The following is a 16439-nucleotide window of genomic DNA, read 5'->3' as shown; positions in this document are numbered from 1 at the left end:
GTTGCAGACTTCAGACGCCCTCGGAGAACTAAGCATGGTTGACTATCGCTACCTTGGCCGCAGCGCCCTCAAGGTATCCCCGCTGTCGCTCGGCACGATGATGTTCGGCCAGCAGACCCCCGATCCCGAAGCGTTTCGGATCATCGACAAGGCGCGCGAGCAGGGGATCAACTTCATCGATACCGCCGACGTCTATGGCGACGGCGCCAGCGAGCGGGTGGTGGGGGAAGGCATCAAAGCCAGTCGCGACCAATGGGTGCTGGCGACCAAGTTCGTCAACTCCGCCAGGAAGGGTCCCAATATCGGCGGCTACTCGCGCAAGTGGGTGATCGAGACGGTCGAGAACTCGCTGAAGCGGCTCGGCACCGACTATATCGACCTGATCTACTTCCATCGCGCGGTGTTCGACGCGCCGCTCGATGAACCGGTGCGCGCCATCGCCGACCTGATCCGCGCCGGCAAGCTGCGCTATTTCGGCGTCTCGAACTTCCGCGGCTGGCGCATCGCCGAGGTGGCACACCTCGCCGACCAGCTCGGCATCGATCGGCCGATCGCCAGCCAGCCGCTCTACAATATCGTCAACCGCACCGCCGAGGCCGAGCAGTTGCCGGCCGCGCAGCACTACGGCCTTGGCGTCGTCTCCTATTCACCGCTGGCGCGCGGCGTCTTGACCGGCAAGTACCAGCCGGGCCAGGAACCGGCGGCCGATACCCGCGCCGGCCGTGGCGACAAACGCATCCTCGAAACCGAGTGGCGGCCGGAATCGCTCGCTATCGCGCAGGAAATCGCGGCGCATGCGCGGCGCAAGGGGATCGACGCCGCCGACTTCGCGCTGGCCTGGGTGCTCAACAACCGGCTGGTGAGCGCGGCGATCACCGGACCCCGCACCGAGGCGCACTGGGACAGCTACATCCGGGCGCTCGACGTCAAACTCGATGCCGAGGACGAGGCGCTGGTCGACCGGCTGGTCACCCCCGGCCACGCCTCGACCCACGGCTTCACCGACCCGGGCCACCCGGTCGAGGGCCGCGTCCCGCGCTAGAGCGCTACGTCGCGGCCTGCAGCTTCAGGATGAAATCCCTGAGGATCGTGTCGCGGCGGACGTGGGTGACATAGCGCATCGGGTGGCGGGCGCGATCCGTGCTGTAGGTGATCTCGGTGGTGAGGATCGGGGTGGGCACCAGGACGCTCGGGGTCCAGCTGGCATCGAGCAGCCAGGCGACCGCGGCCATGTCCCAGATCTCCTTGGACCAGCCGAGATGATCGTCGGAATACTCCTTGAACCGCATGGCGAGGAACTTGCCGATGTCACCGCAAGGTTCGACGTAGCGCTCGATCTCGGCCACCGTGCTGTGCAGGTGCGAGGTGACGCCCATGCAGGGCACCAGCACCAGCGGCACGCCGCTGTCGAACAGCACCTGGGCGCCGCCGACATCCTGCTTCAGATTGAACTCGCGCTGGTGCGGCCAATCGAGGGCATGGCCGCCGAGCCAGACGACGACGGTGCGGTCGATGATATCGGGGGCCTTGAGCAAAGCCGAGGCGACATTGCTGATGGCGCCGATGGCGATGACGTAGAGCGGGTTATCGATCGAACCGGCGCGGGCGCGGGCAATCAGATCGTCGACCGCGTCTGCCGGCCGGGCAACTTTGCCTGCGCCGACATAGTCGCTGACGCCTCGGAACACGAAGCCCTCGGGCGAGACGTCGAGCCGCTGCAACAGCTCCAGTATCTCGCCATAGCTCAGTTCCATCCCATGGCCGGGACCATCGGAACGCGAGTTGTGGAACGGCGCGGCGTAGATCGCCTCGAGGCCGATCCGCTCGGGCGACAGCACGGCCTGGACCAGCGCGTACTGGTCGTCGATCTCGTTATAGGTGTCGGTATCGAGCACCGCCCGCAGCCGGCCGGCGCGCGGGGTCAACAGCTTCAGCCGGGGCATCGGACGGCGACACGTCATTCTCCTCGTTGATTGTCAGACGGCTCAAGCCGTGACGGCGTCAGCCTGGCTTTCGATCCAGCCATAGGTCTTTTCGAGCCCGGCCCGGAGCGGCATGCTGGGGCGCCAGCCGAGGCTCTGCTCGATGAAGCGGTTGTCGGAGGAGCGGCCGCGCACTCCGGTGGGGCCGGAGATATGGCGTTTCGACAGTCGCTTGCCGGCGATCGCTGCCACCATGTCGACCAGTTGGTTGATGCTGACCATCTCGTCCGAGCCGACATTGACCGGGCTCGCGACATCGGAGCGGGTGAGGCGGATAGAGCCCTCGAGACACTCATCGACATAGAGAAACGACCGGGTCTGTTCGCCGTCGCCCCAGACCTCGATCTCATCGCCATCACGGGCCTCCGCCACCTTGCGGCAGATGGCGGCCGGCGCCTTCTCGCGGCCGCCGCGCCAGGCGCCTTCCGGCCCGAATACGTTGTGAAAGCGGGCAATCCGCGCCAGCATGCCGTGGTTCCGCGCCTGGGCAAGATAGAGCCGCTCCGAGAACAGCTTCTCCCAGCCGTACTCGCTGTCGGGGGCGGCGGGATAGGCCGAGTCCTCGCTGCAATCGGGGTGATCAGGATCGACCTGGTTGCGTGCCGGATAGATGCAGGCTGAAGAGGAATAGAACAGCCGGCCGGCCCGCGTGCGTTCGCAGGCGGCGACGACGTTGAGGTTGATCGCTGCCGAGTTGCGCATGATCTGCGCGTCGTTCTCGCCGGTGAAGATGTAGCCGGCGCCCCCCATATCGGCAGCCAGCTGGTAGACCTCGTCATAGCCCCGATCGAACACCTCGGCACAGGCAAGCGGATCGCGGAGGTCGGCGATCGTGAAGCGATGGGCGGCTGAAGCGGAGAACTCCGACCGCTTCAGATCGGCGCCGTGGACCTCATTGCCTTCGTTCGCCAGCCGGCGAACCAGATGAGAGCCGATAAAGCCCCCCGCTCCCAGAACCAGGATCTTTCGCGTCACGATGCCCCTCGCGTTGTGAAGATCGGGGCCATCAAGCCATCGATCCGCCGGAAGGCGACTATATCGCAATCCGCGCCGGGGTGACGTCGATTGTCGTCTTCCTGGTGCTCGACCAGACGTTGCCAGCTCATTGGGATGATCCGGGGTCGTATCCGATCGACGAGGGCAGCCACGAAGCCGAGCTCGTCGAGAAGCGCCGCGAGCTCGGCGGTGCGCCGCCCACCCACCGCGAGAGCCGTCGGCGACACCTCGCAGAACAGCACCACTTCATGTGGGTAGCTGGTCAGCAGTGTCCGCGCTCCGGTCAACACATCGATCTCGCTGCCCTGTACATCGAGCTTGGCGATCAGCGGACGCTCGCGGCTCAACCCGCTGTAGTCGTCGAGCCGCTGCAGCCGAACTGGCGTCGAGCCCGACCTCTCGGCGCTCGGCAGCAAGCTATTGTCGCCGCGGTTGACGGCGTTCAGGTAAAGGCGGGCGTCGTCGTTCCTGTCCGAAAGGGCAGAGCCATTGATGGTGACGTTTTCGAGGTGATTGGCAGCGACGTTGGCCCGGAGCTTTGCGAGATGGGCGGGGTCGGGCTCGAAGCTGTGAACCTGCCCGCGTCCGCTGAGGGCGTGTGCCGCAACCAGGGTGAACCAGCCGATATTGGCGCCGATATCGACGAAGTCGGCCGGCTGGCTGAGCATCTGCAGCAGCAGCGCGGTATTGCTGGCTTCCCAACTGCCCCAATCTTCGATCGCCCTCGAGACGAAGATATCCCCTCTGCCGTGTGTTGCGACCCGGAAGCGCGGCAGGCCGATCATGTTGATCGTGACCGGAGGCGCCTCTCCTCGAAACTGTCTATTCATTGGCGTGGATGATCTCGAGGTCCGGCAGGCCCCAGCACTGGATCCCCATATCGGCCGCCATGGCGCCAAGCCCTTCGGTCTCAATCTCGCCCTTGCCCCAGACCGGGTGGCGGCTGCGGATGCGCGTGCTGGCAACGCCGTAGGGGTAAGAAGGAAATACCAGTCCATCCCGGTGCAGATCGGCCCGGACCAGCAGCATGGTGCCGCCCACAGCATCGAGGCGCATGGCGCCGCTGCCCCGGCGGTCCGACAGCGTCACGGTCCCTTCCGCGGTCCAATTGTTCTCGTCAAAGGTCTTGCCGCCCGGTCGTTTCACGCAGTTGGGCACCACGATATCGAACCCGGTCGCCAGCAACTGACGCAGCACGTCAGCGGGGTAGTCGATCACGTCGACATCGATCCACAACACCCAATCCTCGTCGTCGAGGGCCCGAAACAGCAGCTGATTGCGGGCCCGCGCCAGCACGGCGCGTCGCATCAGCTGGAAGGCAGGGGCCCAGCGCGGTACGCCATCGGGGATGTTGAAGCCGAAATCGCGCTGGAACAGTTCGGCCCTGCGGGTGCGCTGGCGCAGTCGCGGCAGCAGCGTCTCGGCGACGGCAAAGGTGCCGTCCTGACTGTCGCCCTCCAGCAGGGCGACTGAAAGTCGATCTTTAGGCCAATCCAGTTGCTCGACGAGTTCGGTGTAGCGCGGCAGGTGCCGGGCGGCCCCCTTGACTGGCGTGAGGATGAGGACTTTGGGAAGCATTCGATTCCAGCGCAGACATTATTGCCCCTTGCGACGCGATAAAATCTAATGAAGGCAGAAGGCGCAAGCGGCCGTCGGCAGGTTGTCGGTGCCAGTTGCAGGGGGACGCCATGACCGATCAAGCAGCAGCAGCGGAGCGCATCCGCCGTCTGGCCGCTGACATCAGAGCGTCGTCGCCGGGCCCGCTCCAGGGGCACGGGCGCGGCCTGGTGATCGTCGCGGGCGGCGCCAGGATCTTCACCAATGCCTATGTGCTGATTCACATGCTGCGCCACGCGCTGAGATCCGAGCTTGCGGTGGAGCTGTGGTATTTCGGCCAGGCCGAGGTCTCCCCGGCCATGGCAGCGCTGATCGAACCCCTCGGCGTGCGGCTGGTCGATGCTAATCCGGTTATTGCCGCGACCGGGGCCAATATCCGGGACGGCTGGCAGCTCAAATCGTTTGCCTTGCTGCATAGCGGTTTTGCCGAAGCGTTGCTGCTCGATGCCGATCAGGTGCCGGTTTCGGACCCGGCGGCGTGTTTCGATTGGCCGGAATATGCCGAGGCCGGTGCGGTGTTCTGGCCCGACATCGTCGACCTCAGGAGCGACAACAGCGTTTGGCCGCTGCTCGGGCTGGAGGCTCGACGTACCGTCTCGCTCGAGAGTGGGCAGGTGCTGGTCGATCGCCGGCGGCACGCAGCGGCGCTCCGGGCGGCGGTTCGACTCAATGAAGCGGCCGAGGACCTGTATCGGCTCGTCTATGGCGACAAGGATACTTACCTCCTCGCCTGGGAAATGCTGGGCGCGCCATATGCGCTGGCGCCACATCGCCCCTATACCGATGAGTTCATGCTGGTGCAGCGGGACTTTTCCGGCAACGCCCTGTTCCAGCACCGGACCAATGCGAAATGGCAATATGGTGGTGAACAGCGGAAGCTGTTCGGCTTCCAGCATGAGGCCGCCTGCCTCGCAGCGATGGCCGAGCTGGAGCAGCGCTGGAGCGGGCATGCGTTCACCGCTCCCGACCGCAGCCTCAGTGCACGCGCCGTGGAACAGGAACTGATCGCAGCCGGCGAGTTCGTGCTCGAGTCTGCGGACGAGCCGGCGTTCACCATCCGGCTGGCAGAGCATGCCGAGGTCGGCACCGGCCGCGCTGCCGACCGTCGGCACTGGTGGGTCGAAGAGAGCGGGGGCAGCCACAAGCTCATTCTCGCCGGCAGTGATCGGCCCGGCTACGTGCTTGAGCGCGGCGACGATCGAATCTGGCGCGGGCGGCGCCACCGCGTCCCGATCGTCGACGTCAGTCTTTACGGCGTTGCCGGAGCGCAGCCTGCCGCCCTGCCCGCGCCGGGCCTCATCGATGAGTTGCTGCACGCCGGCGGCGTGTTCGGCGGCCCGGCCGGCGTGTCGCAACAGCTGGTGGATGCGCTCGGGCTGGTTGCCGCGGTACTGCCCGGGGTCAGGGAGCGGATCGCGGCGCTCTCCGGCCTGGAGGCCGATCCGACTATCGCGGGCCGGCTGCGGGAACTGGCGGAGCGGGTCACACCGCCGCCCTCCCTCAGCGCGGTCGACCGAACCCTGAAATTCGACATCGGCTATGTCAGGGCCGAGATCCCGGAATGAGCGAGCGACCACGGGCGCTGCACATCGCGCCCATCATGCCGGCACGATCGGGTAACGGCCTCGCCATGCGGCAGGGGATGTTTCTCGAGGCGCTGAGCAGGAGCTTCGAGACGCGCCTGATCGTCCTGCCGGTGGTCGGGCGGCACGATGCTCCGGCTGCCTTGCCCGAGGAGCTCGGCGTCGCCACCACGGTCATTCCGGTCGCGGGGCGGCAGGATACCCACTTCACTCTCCTCGCGCGCCTCGCCGATCCGGCGGCGCGCCTCTCGGCCTTCCGCTCCTACGGTCGCAGTTCGTTCGCCAGCCATCTGTCTTCGCTGGTCCTCGCGGAGCTGCGCGCAGCGGCCGGAGCGGAGCGCTATGACCTCGTTCACCTCGGGCGCTCCTATCTGGGCGACGCGCTTCCGGTCCTCGACGCCGCACGAGCAACCGTCGATCTCGATGAGGACGAGTGGACCTCCTACCGTGAGATCGCAGCGACTTTAGAGCCGAGCGATCCAGTCGGTTCGGCCTGGGCTGCGGCGGAGGCCGACGCCATGGCCGCACTCATCGGGCGGCAAGCCCCGATCTTTGCAGTCCGGTTCATCTCGAGCCGGCTTGATGCCGCTCTCATCGAGGAACGCCATCCGACCGCCGGGCTCGAGGTCATCGAAAACGCGGTGAGTGTGCCGCTCGCACCCCACCGGCGAGATGATGGCGCAACGCTGCTGTTTCTCGGCTCATTCGGCTACGCGCCGAACGTCGATGCGGCCAACTGGCTCGTTGAGGAGATCTGGCCCCTCGTCCAACGCCGTACGGCTCGCCCGCTGCGCCTGCTGATCGTCGGGCGCGATGCCGGCCGGCTTGCCCGGCTTGGGCAGCGGGACGGGGTCGAGGTTCAGCCCGACATCGAAGACGTCGCCGAAGCCTATGGTCGAGCCACGGTGTTTCTTGCGCCGCTCCGCGCCGGCGCCGGTACGCGGTTGAAACTGCTCGAAGCTGCGGCGCATCGGGTGCCGGTGGTCACAACGACCCTCGGCGCCAGGGGGCTGCCGTTCGAAAGCGGCAAGCACCTGCTGCTCGCCGACAGTGTCGCCGGGTTCGCCGAGGCGACGCTCGATACCATCGCCGATGCCCGCGCCAGCGCGACCCGGGTGGAGGCCGCATGGTCTATCGTCCGCTCTCATTACCAGCGGGGTGGCGTCATCGAACGGCTCGCTTGCCGCCTTTCGGAAATTGCAGCTACATGACCAGCGGGCCAAAGGAGACCAGATGCGATGACTGAGATCGCACCCGATACGAAGTTCAGTTCCGTCGATGGCATCGAGGTCAATCGCGTACCCGATGGCGCCATGGTCTATCAGAACGAACGCGAGCGCGTGCACTTCCTCAATCCGACGGCGCTGATCGTGTTCGAACTGTGCGGACTCGACAAGACGGCCGGCGAGATCGAGGCCTTCATCGCCGATGCATTCGGCCTCGACGTGGCGCCGACCGACGCGGTCAAGGAGTGCCTTGCGTCGCTGCTCGACGAAGGGCTGGTGGTTTGCGCCCCATCGTCTGCCGCACCCTGAGGCGAGAGTATCGCCTGCATTCCCCCTCCGACGAGGTCGCGCCGCTGCTGCGCTTCGTTGAAGCGGCACCCGATCTGCCGGCCCCGCCGCTCGAGGTCATCGATATTCCGGTGCGCTTCCGCGATGGTTTTCTGGTCGCCACCCTGCCCTCGGGTGAACTGGTGGAGGGCACGCCGAACCATGTGCTGAGCGCGATGCACCGGATCATCCTTGCCGACCTCGTCGAAGGTGAGCCGGGCGCTCCGTTCCTGCATGGGGCCACGGTGATGATCGCTGGACGCCGTGTGCTGCTGGTCGGCCACAAGGGGTCGGGCAAGAGCACCCTGTCGCTGCATCTGGTCCTCGCCGGCCATGAGGTCGAGGGCGACGAGCACTTGGTGATCCGGGACAGCGAGGTTGTGGCGCGTCCCCGAACCCTGCGCGTGAAGGAGGGGAGCCTGCGCCTGGTTTCCGGCCTTCCCGATCAGGTCTGGGAGGCGCCCTACATCCACAATTGGGACGGCGCGGTCATCCGCTCGATCAGTCCCGCGGTCGGCGGCCGGCCGTGGGTGATTCGCCCGGGTAAGCTCGACGCCATGGTGTTTCTGGTCGCCAACCACGGCGGCCGATCGGCGGCGCGGCCGATCCCCGGCAAGGATGCCTTCGGGCGGTTGATGGGGGAGGTGATGTTGCCGCGAACCGGCGTGGCCACCGCTGCCGGCCGGCTCCGTCGCGTGGCGATGGAGGTGCCGGCTTACCAGCTGTTGCTTGGAGACCTCGCTACCGCGGAATGGCACCTGTCCTCCCTCGCATCCCAGTTGACGTAAGCCGCATTAGCGGCCAACAATTCGACATCTGGTAGTGGCGAAAGGGGTTGCGATGTCGAAGAAGAACGAGCACGAGCGGCTCGAACAAGCGCTCGAAACTGTTGACCAGGGTCGCCGCGACGCGCTGCGCAAGCTGGTAACCACCTCGGCATTTGCCGCTCCGGTCGTGGTGTCGTTTGCCATCGACGGCCTGATGGTAAGCCCGGCGTTCGCTGCGAACTCCACCGGTTCGTGAGCCAAACACCGCGCGTTGATCGAGGGATCAGCGCGTGCATGATCGTCAAGAACGAGCAGCCGTTTCTCGACGGCTGCTTGAAGTCGTTGCGGGGGCTGGTCGACGAGATCGTGATCGTCGACACCGGCTCGACCGATGCCTCCGTCGACATCGCCAGGGCGCATGGGGCACGCATCCTCCGGTATGCGTGGAACGATGATTTCGCGGCCGCCCGTAACTTCGGCCTCGACGCGGCCGGCTCGGAGTGGATCCTCTACATCGATGCGGACGAACGCCTGGTCGAAACCACACGCGATGACCTGCGCGCCGGGCTCGATGCCCCCGATGTCTATGCCGCCCGGCTGCTGTTCCGGGTGACCAGCAACAGCACGTACTACCGCGAGTTTCGGCTGTTCCGGAACGACCCTCGGCTCCGGTTCAAAGGCGCCATGCATGAGACGATCCTCCCCGACCTGTCGATGCTGCAGCGCGAAGCCGGAGCACGGGTGATGGAGACTACCGCCAGGCTCATCCACCTGGGCTATGACGGCGACATGCTGGCGAAGTACCGCCGCAACCTGCCCCTGTTGCGCGCATCGGTCGAGCGGCATCCCGATCGCAGCTACTACTGGCAGGATCTGGCCCACACGCTGGCCGGACTGGACCAGCTGGACGAGGCAATTGCGACCTCGGGGCAAGGGCTGGGGCGCCCTGAGCCCACCGACCGGCCGGGTCGCATCATGCGCAGCATGCTGATCCACACACACGCGCGCCTTCGCATGCAGCGCGGCGAAGACATGCGCGAGCTGATCGCAGCGGGATTGGCGTTTCACCCCGAAAACTGGTCGCTGCTGTTCCTCAGAGCCCGCGCCAGCGTGAACGCCGGAGCATTTGGTGCGGCGATCGACGACCTGCGGCTGCTCCTCGCGCAGGATGCCGATGCCATCATCGACGACATCCTGGCGCACGATCGGCGGATTTTCGGAGCCCATGCCCACGATTTGATGGGGATCGCGCTGTTGCGCATGGGCGACCGCCCAGGTGCGGCGGAGGCGTTCGGGCGTGCTGCCCGAGCCGCTCCGGAGGTTCCGGAATACCGCGTCAAGGCGATGGCTTTGGGTGCCGGTGCGACAATGGCATGAGCATCGGCCGCTTGACGAAGGTCAGCGGCATGGTCAGCCGCCAGTAGATCCGGCGCATGGCGCTGTCGCCGCCCACCGCCCGCTGCAGCCGTTCCGGCGACGTGGCCGCGCGCAGTTCGGGCCCTATTCCCGGCGACGGCGTGTTCGGCGTCGCCCGGCACATGCTCGCCCACCAGGCGACCGCATCGGTCGGCACCCGAAGCGGCGCCACCACCGGCATGCCCAGCAAATCGCTGGCCGCCGCCGTCCAGAGTTCGAGGATTGCGAGCAGGCGCGGATGGCGCGCGGCGCGCTCGACCAGCCGGCGCCGCCCACCCTCGTCCATGTCGATGACCGCGGCGGCGAACTCGTAGAGCGCCTTGAGCTCGATGGTGGCGTGCTTCACGGCGCGGTGGCCGACGTGGTGATGGATGATGCCGTGCAGGATGTGCAGATGATCTGGCAGGACCACAGCGCCCGCATTGCCCGGCGAGGCGTCAATGGCCGCAGCCAGCAGCTCGGCTGAGGGGAGGAACTGCTCGACGCGCGAGGGGCCGCCGCGCCGGTGAATTTCGATCCAGCCGGGCATGTCGGCGCGGAACAGCTCATGCAGGTGGTGATGAACGAGGCGCGGTCGCGGCTCGCCGGCCGGACGGTAGCCAAGCCGAAGGACGATGTCCTGGGCCCGTTGCGCCTCAGCCGGTGCGACCAGCAGGTCGAGGTCGCGCAGGTGCCGCCAGTCCGGCGCTCCGGTGACGATCGATCGGCCACCTTTCAGCGCCAGCGGTACGATGGCCTCGCGCCGCAGGGCTGAGGCGATCTCGTCAAGGCGCTGCCGCATGACAGCCCGACGCGCCAGGTGATCGGTCTGGCGTTGCTGCAGCGCCTTGGTGATGGTCATGCGACCGTCCGGCAGGGTCAGCGGCGGCACGGGTGGCGCGAGACGGCGACGCATCACCGCCCTGATCAGCACCGAACCAAGGCGTAGCTCGTCGGCATGGTCGAGAAGCTGCTCCCACCCTGCTGCCGCGATGCGGCCAGCCAGGGCCTGATCGCCCTCAGCGCCATCGAACCGCAGACAGGCGACGAGCAGCTCCTGCAAGTTGGCGGTCGGGCGCTCCGTCATTGGAACTGTACCGGCGGCGACTGCCGGCCGCCAAGCCGGCGCAGCAGCCGCGTGGTGCGGGCCGAAAGTGCAGCTCGAAAACCGAAGGGCAGCGCCGGCCGCCCGCTCCGCCGGCCGGTACGGGCGGTGTCGACGCGCTCGAGCAGGCGGAGCCAGCATGAGGTCGCCGAGGCCGCGAGCTTGCTCTGCAGCCAGTCAGGCAGTGGCCGCTGCCGCCAGGCAAAATAGGCGGCGTACTCGGCCGGACTCTGCAGCAGGTGACGCAGATAGTCGGCGAGGCCCTTGGGCCCGCCATAGGCCTCGGCGTCGATATAGGAATGCTCGGGGGCGAACTCGGCAGCGTTGGGGGCGCCGCGATAAACTGGCACGGTCCCAACCAGCAGCGGGTCGAACAGCTTCTCGGTCACATAGTCCGGCAACAGCGAGTTCTCGAGTGACAGGCAGAAGGGATAGCGCGAGATCGCATCGAGCTTGCTCTGCCGCCCCAGATCCTCGGTCAGGGTGCGATTGCGATAGACCCTGCCGTAGGAGTCGACCGGGATCTGCCGCATCAGCGCGCCGGAGAAGGCGTTGCGGCCGCAGCCATCGATGAGCGCCGATTGGAACATGACCAGCGGCGCGGCCTCGGTCTTGGGCGGTTGCGCCATGGCCAGAGCAGCCTGCCACTGGGCCATGCCAGGGAGGTACGATGACCAGATATCGGCGCTCCGCTCGTAGGTGACGAGCAGATCGAAATGGCGGAGAAAAGCCGGATCGGCCATGCGCGGATAGTTCACCGCGCTCTCCATCGACCAGAGCACCCAGAGCTGGCCCGGATATTTCGGCGTGTCGTCAAGCTGTGTGGGGCGCCAGTCCGGGATGTGGAACACCACCGCATCTGCCTCGCTGAGCCGCGCCTGATCGGCGGTGAAGTGGTCCCGCAACGCGCCCGGCACGCCCGCCAGCGGCACCGGCCCGCGAAAATACGGCGTTCGGAACAGGATAAGGGGGCCGGCCACGACGCTGCTCCACTCAAGCGTACATGCCTGAGGTAACGGGCAAAACGCCAGGCCGCAACCGGCCTCGCCTCAGCGGTGGATGCTGGGCGCCTACCTGCGGCTGAACTCGAGCATGCGGATCAGGCCCTGCATGTAGCCGATGGCATGGGCGCGGCCGCGGTGGTTCCAGTCGGTGTCGCCGTCCATCTTGGGCACGTGATCGTCGAGCAGGAAGCCATCGAAGCCGTTCTCGGCGAGCAGCGCGATGACCTCGGCCGGGTCGTAATTGCCGTCGCCGATGAAGCACTCGGTGAAGTTCGGCACGGTGCCCTGCACATCGCGGAAATGGATATAAGCAATGCGCCCTTTGGGAGCGAAGAACTCGATCATCTCGGTGACGTTCTGCTTGCCGCCGATCATTTCCGAGCAGCAGCCGAGGCAGAGATCGAGCGCCCAGCTCGGCGATTTGCCGAACAGTTCGTAGGCCTTCTTGAAGTTGTCGGGCTTGTAGAACAGCCGCGCCACGCCGCCCAGCATCGGCACCGGCGGATCGTCGGGATGGAGCGCCAACCGCAGCCCCTCCTCTTCGGCCACCGGCAGTACGGCGCTCATGAAGTAGCTGTAGTTGCTCCACATCTGCGCTTCGGAAATGAAGGGACCATCCTGGCCGAACAGCGGCATGCCCGAGAGGCTGCCGAGCCCGGTTGGCATGAAGCTGCGCAGCAGTTCCATGTTCTCGCTGTTGGCTTCGACCACCGCCATCTCGAACTTGCGGGCCGTGGCGCCGCCGCGGGTCACCCCGACATAGTCAGTGGTCCACACCGAGTTGGGCATGAAATGCAGCCCCAGCACCGGGATGCCGGCGCGGGCCACGGCGCGGATGGTCGCCTGATAGTTCTCGATCTCTTCGTCGCGGCCGTCGAGCCCCATCATGGCTTTCATGTAGAACTGCGACGGCACGTTCTCGATCGCCTCGAAGGTCAGCCCGGCCTCGCGGACCTTGTCTGCCAGGTCACGGACGTCCTCTTCCGCCCATTTGCCGTCGCCGGGCAGCGCCGGGTTGTTCATCTGCAACCCGGTAACGCCGATCTGTCTGGCGAAGCGCAGCCGCTCCTCGGTCAGGTCGTGAAACTGACCCACCGCTGCCCTGATACCCATTATCTCTTTCTCCAAATTCAGGTCGTTGAAACCGTCATCATCCGTTCTCTTGGCTACCAAGCGCGCGGACCGTTCAGTGGTGCGCGCCCATCGGATCAGTACTTGTCGTAAATCGCCTGGGTCGAGGCCTGGCCTTCGGCGATGGCCTTGTCGAAATCCCAACCGTCGACCACCACGCGCTGCACCAGCTTGGGGATGATGAAATTGGCCGACATGTCGGCATAGGCGGCGTTGAACACATCCGGGTAGGCGGGCGGCGTGCCGGTCTTGGCGAGGTCGAGCAAGCCATTGAGGATGGTGTTGGAGCCGTCGAAGGCCGGGAGCTTTTCCTGATCTTTCAACACCGGCCCCCAGATGGCGTACTGGAAGTACTCGTTCATGAACGCGGAGTTGGCGAGGTGCTCGAGCAGCGACTTGCCCTCTTCGACCAACGGGCTTTTGGCATTGATGACGCGGCTCTGTGGGCTGACCGGTGAGATGGTGCCGATCGGGCCGGCGGGCAGAGCCGAGAAGCCGGTCTGCTCGAACAGCTCCGGGTCATCCTTGCGCGCCGCCACAGCCACCGAACCGGTATTGGCAATGAAGCCGACCTGGCCCGACAGGTAAGCCTGGTTGTCGCCAGAGCCATCCCAGACAGTGTTGCCCGGAGCAAACAACCCCTTGTCCCAGGCGCCCTTCAGCCAGGTGAGCCACAGGCGGGTCGCGGGAGTGTCGAGCGTCACAATCTTCCCCGCATCGTCGGCGATGCGGCCGCCGAACGACTGCAGCACGCTGGTCTGCAGGTTTCCGTCACCGACGTTGGAGAGTGCTAGCCCCAGCCCCGAGAGCGGTGATTTGTTGATGGCTTCGGCCTGCGTCACCAGTTCGTCCCAGGTCTTGGGCGCCGCTGTGAAACCGGCGGGCTCCAGCAGGTCTTTGCGTCGCATCAACAGGTTGCCGCTGACACCGAACGGAATGGCGGTGCGGCCGCCGGCCACGGCGGTCATGTCGCTGGCCTTGGCCGGGCCTTCGAACCAGCCTCCATGGGCGCTGCCGATCCGCTCATAGACATCGTCGACCTTGGCGAAGACGTCCTGCCGCGACAGCAGCGTCAAGAGCTCGAGCCCGACATCGAACACATCAGGGAGCGTGCCCGAGGCGATCGCAGCGGAGACCTTCTGGGTGATCTCGTTGACGTTGATCAAGACGACCTCGGTCTCGACATTGTTCGCCGCGCCCCACGCCGTGACGGCGTCGATCAGCAGCTTGTGGGCGGTGTCACTCAGCACCAGGCCGCCCCAGTAGGTGAGCTTCTTCGACTGCGCGATGGCGGGCATCGGGAACGCTCCGGCCGCCGCTAGGGCCACGCCGCCCGCCGCGCTCGCCAGCACGCGCCGGCGCGTCCAGCCGGCTCTGTTCAATGTCTCACTCACTGCTCTGTCCCTCCCAGGTGAACGGCGGCGGCGGCACGCACAGCATCTGCGTACAGGCTGTCGCCTCCGCGCCAAACTGGCCTGACAGGTAACAGCATGACGGCATGACATCAAGTCTTGTGGGCTAATCCGTTTTGGTTATGCTGGCGGCAACGAAGCGAAGGACATCCAATGAGCGAAGGCGATTCCAGCCAAGGTCTCGGACTGGCGCCAATCTCCCGGCCGAAACTCTACGAGGTGGTGGCGGCCCGCCTCGAGGCGGCGATCCGCGATGGACGGCTGAAACCGGGGGACCGGCTGCCGTCGGAGCGAGACCTGATGGAGACCTTCGAGACCGGCCGCCCGTCAGTCCGCGAAGCCTTCCTGTTCCTCGAGAAGAAGGGCCTGATCGAAACCGAGAACGGCCGGAGGGCGCGGGTGCGCAAGCCCGATGTGGGGAGCGTGCTGGAATCGCTCGACAGCGTCATTCACCTGTCGTTGCAGGACGGCGAGACGTTCAAGGACCTGTTCGCCGCGCGCTCATTCCTCGAACAGGCGATGGCGCGGAACGCGGCGAAAAACATCACCGACGCACAGCTGGCGTTGCTGCGCGAGCGGCTCGATGGCAATGGCCGTGCCATCGGCGATCGGCACGAGTTTGTCCGCACCGACGCGCTGTTCCACCGCACCCTGTTCGAGGTAGCAGACAACCGCATCTTCGAGGCGGTGCACGATGCCTTTGCCGGCTGGGTCGAAGAACGGCGTTCCAAGCTGCAGCGGCAATCGTTCACCGAGCAGCATGCGCATCGCCAGCATACCGACATCTTCAACGCCATTGCCGCCCGCGACCCCGATGCGGCGGAGACGGCCATGCGCGACCATCTCAAGGGTTGGTGGGCGGCCTGGGTGACGCAGAAAGAGCTGCCGCAGGACGCGTACGCCGAACCGCCGACTGCTTGAATCGCAGTTCGTTTCACTGATCGACCAAACATCTCCGGTGTCATCCCAGCGAAAGCTGGGACCCAACTCGCCACCTGTGCCAGCGGATAAATGGGTCCCAGCTTTCGCTGGGATGACAGCCGGTGGGTGGGGCCAGACTTGAGCCCTACCGCCGTATCGCGCAGCTGAATCGTAACGTTAGGAGAGCTACGGCTCGCGGTGGCTGACCCAGGGCATCTGGGTGGCGAACTTGCCGCCCGAGACGTCGATCATCGTGCCGGTGATGTAGGACGCCAGGTCCGAGGCGAGGAAGCAGATGAGGTTGGCGACATCCTTGGGGCTGCCCCAGCGGCGGAGCGTCAGGGTGTCGAGCAGCCGGCTCTTTTCGGCATCGGTGCGGTCGGCGAAGCGGTTCATCGCCGTGGGGATCATGCCCGGCGCGTAGCAGTTCACGGTGATCTCATGCGCCCCGAGCTCCCCCGCCAGCACGCGAGTCAGGCCCTCGACGCCGGATTTCGAGGCGGCATAGGCGGCGCCACCGACCGACGGGATTATGGCAGCGAAGGACGAGGCATTGAGGATGCGGCCGGAACGCTGGCGCTTCATCACCGGGATGACCGCCTGGCACATCAGGAAGGTGCCCTTGAGGTTGACGTCGAGGTTGAGATCCCAGGTCTCCTCGGAGAGCTCTTCAACCCGGGCACCGCCGGCGACGCCGGCATTGTTGACGAGGATATCGATGCGGCCAAAGGCCTGCTCGACCGCCGCGACGGCGGCACGGTTGTCCTCGGGCTTGCGCACATCGCAGAGCAGTTGCAGGCCGTTCCAGCCATGACGCTGCCACTCCTCGGCAACCTCATCGAGCAGCTCCTGGCGGATATCGGTGACGACGACGATGGCGCCCTCGCTGGCCAGGGTCTTGGCGATTTCGTTGCCGATGCCGCGGCCGGCACCGGTGACGATGGCCACCTTGTTCTTGAGATCGATCAGCATG

General features: G+C 66.1%; 17 protein-coding genes. 8 read left to right on the top strand and 9 right to left on the bottom strand.

The features are described 5' to 3' along the window. Positions 1-34: 34 nt before the first annotated feature. Positions 35-1042 (top strand): aldo/keto reductase, encoded by a 1008-nt coding sequence (locus AC1ROK_RS04165; protein ID WP_492844105.1) that lies wholly within the window; start codon positions 35-37, stop codon positions 1040-1042. A 4-nt stretch (positions 1043-1046) separates the two neighbouring features. On the opposite strand, the gene AC1ROK_RS04160 is transcribed toward AC1ROK_RS04165, so the two are convergent. The 4 genes from AC1ROK_RS04160 to AC1ROK_RS04145 are packed head-to-tail and all read right to left on the bottom strand — an operon-like array spanning position 1047 to position 4556. Next, positions 1047-1943, bottom strand: a complete 897-nt coding sequence (locus AC1ROK_RS04160; RefSeq protein ID WP_492844103.1) for a nucleoside hydrolase — start codon at positions 1941-1943, stop codon at positions 1047-1049. A gap of 42 nt (positions 1944-1985) precedes the next feature. Next, positions 1986-2957 (bottom strand): NAD-dependent epimerase/dehydratase family protein, encoded by a 972-nt coding sequence (locus AC1ROK_RS04155; RefSeq protein ID WP_492844101.1) that lies wholly within the window; start codon positions 2955-2957, stop codon positions 1986-1988. Then, entirely contained in the window at positions 2954-3808 is an 855-nt protein-coding gene (locus AC1ROK_RS04150) for an FkbM family methyltransferase (protein WP_492844099.1), read from the bottom strand. The genes AC1ROK_RS04155 and AC1ROK_RS04150 overlap by 4 nt, the downstream gene beginning before the upstream one ends. Further along, positions 3801-4556: a glycosyltransferase family 2 protein gene (locus tag AC1ROK_RS04145; protein ID WP_492844097.1), complete on the bottom strand. Its 756-nt coding sequence runs from the start codon at positions 4554-4556 to the stop codon at positions 3801-3803. The genes AC1ROK_RS04150 and AC1ROK_RS04145 overlap by 8 nt, the downstream gene beginning before the upstream one ends. A 110-nt stretch (positions 4557-4666) precedes the next feature. Between AC1ROK_RS04145 and AC1ROK_RS04140 the strand changes: the two genes are divergently transcribed. Genes AC1ROK_RS04140 through AC1ROK_RS04115 form a run of 6 tightly spaced genes read left to right on the top strand, consistent with a single transcriptional unit; the run spans position 4667 to position 9875 of the window. Continuing rightward, complete coding sequence (locus tag AC1ROK_RS04140) at positions 4667-6160, top strand: alpha-mannosyltransferase (protein ID WP_492844095.1); 1494 nt, start codon at positions 4667-4669, stop codon at positions 6158-6160. After that, a complete protein-coding gene (locus AC1ROK_RS04135; RefSeq protein WP_492844093.1) occupies positions 6157-7389 on the top strand; it encodes a glycosyltransferase in 1233 nt (410 codons plus the stop codon). Before AC1ROK_RS04140 ends, AC1ROK_RS04135 begins: the two co-directional genes overlap by 4 nt. A 27-nt stretch (positions 7390-7416) precedes the next feature. Next, on the top strand, positions 7417-7713 hold the full coding sequence (locus AC1ROK_RS04130) for a hypothetical protein (protein ID WP_492844091.1): 297 nt from the start codon (positions 7417-7419) through the stop codon (positions 7711-7713). Beyond that, positions 7686-8519, top strand: coding sequence for a phosphoenolpyruvate carboxykinase (ATP) (locus AC1ROK_RS04125; RefSeq protein WP_492844089.1), 834 nt, complete (start codon positions 7686-7688; stop codon positions 8517-8519). Before AC1ROK_RS04130 ends, AC1ROK_RS04125 begins: the two co-directional genes overlap by 28 nt. A gap of 52 nt (positions 8520-8571) precedes the next feature. Continuing rightward, complete coding sequence (locus tag AC1ROK_RS04120; protein WP_492844088.1) at positions 8572-8754, top strand: hypothetical protein; 183 nt, start codon at positions 8572-8574, stop codon at positions 8752-8754. A 38-nt stretch (positions 8755-8792) separates the two neighbouring features. Beyond that, the gene (locus AC1ROK_RS04115; protein WP_492844086.1) at positions 8793-9875 is read left to right on the top strand and encodes a glycosyltransferase family 2 protein; all 1083 of its coding nucleotides are present in this window, start codon (positions 8793-8795) and stop codon (positions 9873-9875) included. Here the strand turns inward: AC1ROK_RS04115 and AC1ROK_RS04110 are convergent. From AC1ROK_RS04110 to AC1ROK_RS04095, 4 genes are all read right to left on the bottom strand, one after another. Further along, the gene (locus tag AC1ROK_RS04110; RefSeq protein ID WP_492844084.1) at positions 9835-10980 is read right to left on the bottom strand and encodes a nucleotidyltransferase family protein; all 1146 of its coding nucleotides are present in this window, start codon (positions 10978-10980) and stop codon (positions 9835-9837) included. The genes AC1ROK_RS04115 and AC1ROK_RS04110 overlap by 41 nt on opposite strands. After that, the gene (locus tag AC1ROK_RS04105; RefSeq protein ID WP_492844082.1) at positions 10977-11978 is read right to left on the bottom strand and encodes a glycosyltransferase family 10 fucosyltransferase; all 1002 of its coding nucleotides are present in this window, start codon (positions 11976-11978) and stop codon (positions 10977-10979) included. Before AC1ROK_RS04105 ends, AC1ROK_RS04110 begins: the two co-directional genes overlap by 4 nt. Positions 11979-12068: 90 nt before the next feature. Then, positions 12069-13115, bottom strand: a complete 1047-nt coding sequence (locus tag AC1ROK_RS04100; RefSeq protein WP_492844080.1) for a mannonate dehydratase — start codon at positions 13113-13115, stop codon at positions 12069-12071. A gap of 95 nt (positions 13116-13210) precedes the next feature. Beyond that, positions 13211-14527 carry an ABC transporter substrate-binding protein gene (locus AC1ROK_RS04095; protein ID WP_492844078.1) on the bottom strand — a complete coding sequence of 439 codons (1317 nt, stop codon included), beginning with the start codon at positions 14525-14527 and terminating at the stop codon, positions 13211-13213. A gap of 171 nt (positions 14528-14698) precedes the next feature. Between AC1ROK_RS04095 and AC1ROK_RS04090 the strand changes: the two genes are divergently transcribed. Next, positions 14699-15466 carry an FCD domain-containing protein gene (locus AC1ROK_RS04090; protein ID WP_492844076.1) on the top strand — a complete coding sequence of 256 codons (768 nt, stop codon included), beginning with the start codon at positions 14699-14701 and terminating at the stop codon, positions 15464-15466. Between the two features lie 186 nt (positions 15467-15652). Here AC1ROK_RS04090 and AC1ROK_RS04085 read toward each other — a convergent pair whose 3' ends face one another. After that, positions 15653-16438, bottom strand: a complete 786-nt coding sequence (locus tag AC1ROK_RS04085; protein WP_492844074.1) for an SDR family NAD(P)-dependent oxidoreductase — start codon at positions 16436-16438, stop codon at positions 15653-15655. Position 16439: the final 1 nt, after the last annotated feature.

The organism is Devosia sp. GW821-FHT12F11 (assembly GCF_058806655.1).
This window is presented reverse-complemented; position numbering and strand designations above follow the sequence as displayed.

What these genes read in the sequence shown, in the direction of transcription:
- AC1ROK_RS04165 (WP_492844105.1), top strand. Translation starts at nt 35, where the DNA reads ATGGTTGACTATCGCTACCTTGGCCGCAGCGCCCTCAAGGTATCCCCG.
- AC1ROK_RS04160 (WP_492844103.1), bottom strand. Translation starts at nt 1,943, where the DNA reads ATGCCCCGGCTGAAGCTGTTGACCCCGCGCGCCGGCCGGCTGCGGGCG.
- AC1ROK_RS04150 (WP_492844099.1), bottom strand. Translation starts at nt 3,808, where the DNA reads ATGAATAGACAGTTTCGAGGAGAGGCGCCTCCGGTCACGATCAACATG.
- AC1ROK_RS04145 (WP_492844097.1), bottom strand. Translation starts at nt 4,556, where the DNA reads ATGCTTCCCAAAGTCCTCATCCTCACGCCAGTCAAGGGGGCCGCCCGG.
- AC1ROK_RS04140 (WP_492844095.1), top strand. Translation starts at nt 4,667, where the DNA reads ATGACCGATCAAGCAGCAGCAGCGGAGCGCATCCGCCGTCTGGCCGCT.
- AC1ROK_RS04135 (WP_492844093.1), top strand. Translation starts at nt 6,157, where the DNA reads ATGAGCGAGCGACCACGGGCGCTGCACATCGCGCCCATCATGCCGGCA.
- AC1ROK_RS04130 (WP_492844091.1), top strand. Translation starts at nt 7,417, where the DNA reads ATGACTGAGATCGCACCCGATACGAAGTTCAGTTCCGTCGATGGCATC.
- AC1ROK_RS04120 (WP_492844088.1), top strand. Translation starts at nt 8,572, where the DNA reads ATGTCGAAGAAGAACGAGCACGAGCGGCTCGAACAAGCGCTCGAAACT.
- AC1ROK_RS04115 (WP_492844086.1), top strand. Translation starts at nt 8,793, where the DNA reads ATGATCGTCAAGAACGAGCAGCCGTTTCTCGACGGCTGCTTGAAGTCG.
- AC1ROK_RS04110 (WP_492844084.1), bottom strand. Translation starts at nt 10,980, where the DNA reads ATGACGGAGCGCCCGACCGCCAACTTGCAGGAGCTGCTCGTCGCCTGT.
- AC1ROK_RS04100 (WP_492844080.1), bottom strand. Translation starts at nt 13,115, where the DNA reads ATGGGTATCAGGGCAGCGGTGGGTCAGTTTCACGACCTGACCGAGGAG.
- AC1ROK_RS04090 (WP_492844076.1), top strand. Translation starts at nt 14,699, where the DNA reads ATGAGCGAAGGCGATTCCAGCCAAGGTCTCGGACTGGCGCCAATCTCC.
- AC1ROK_RS04085 (WP_492844074.1), bottom strand. Translation starts at nt 16,438, where the DNA reads ATGCTGATCGATCTCAAGAACAAGGTGGCCATCGTCACCGGTGCCGGC.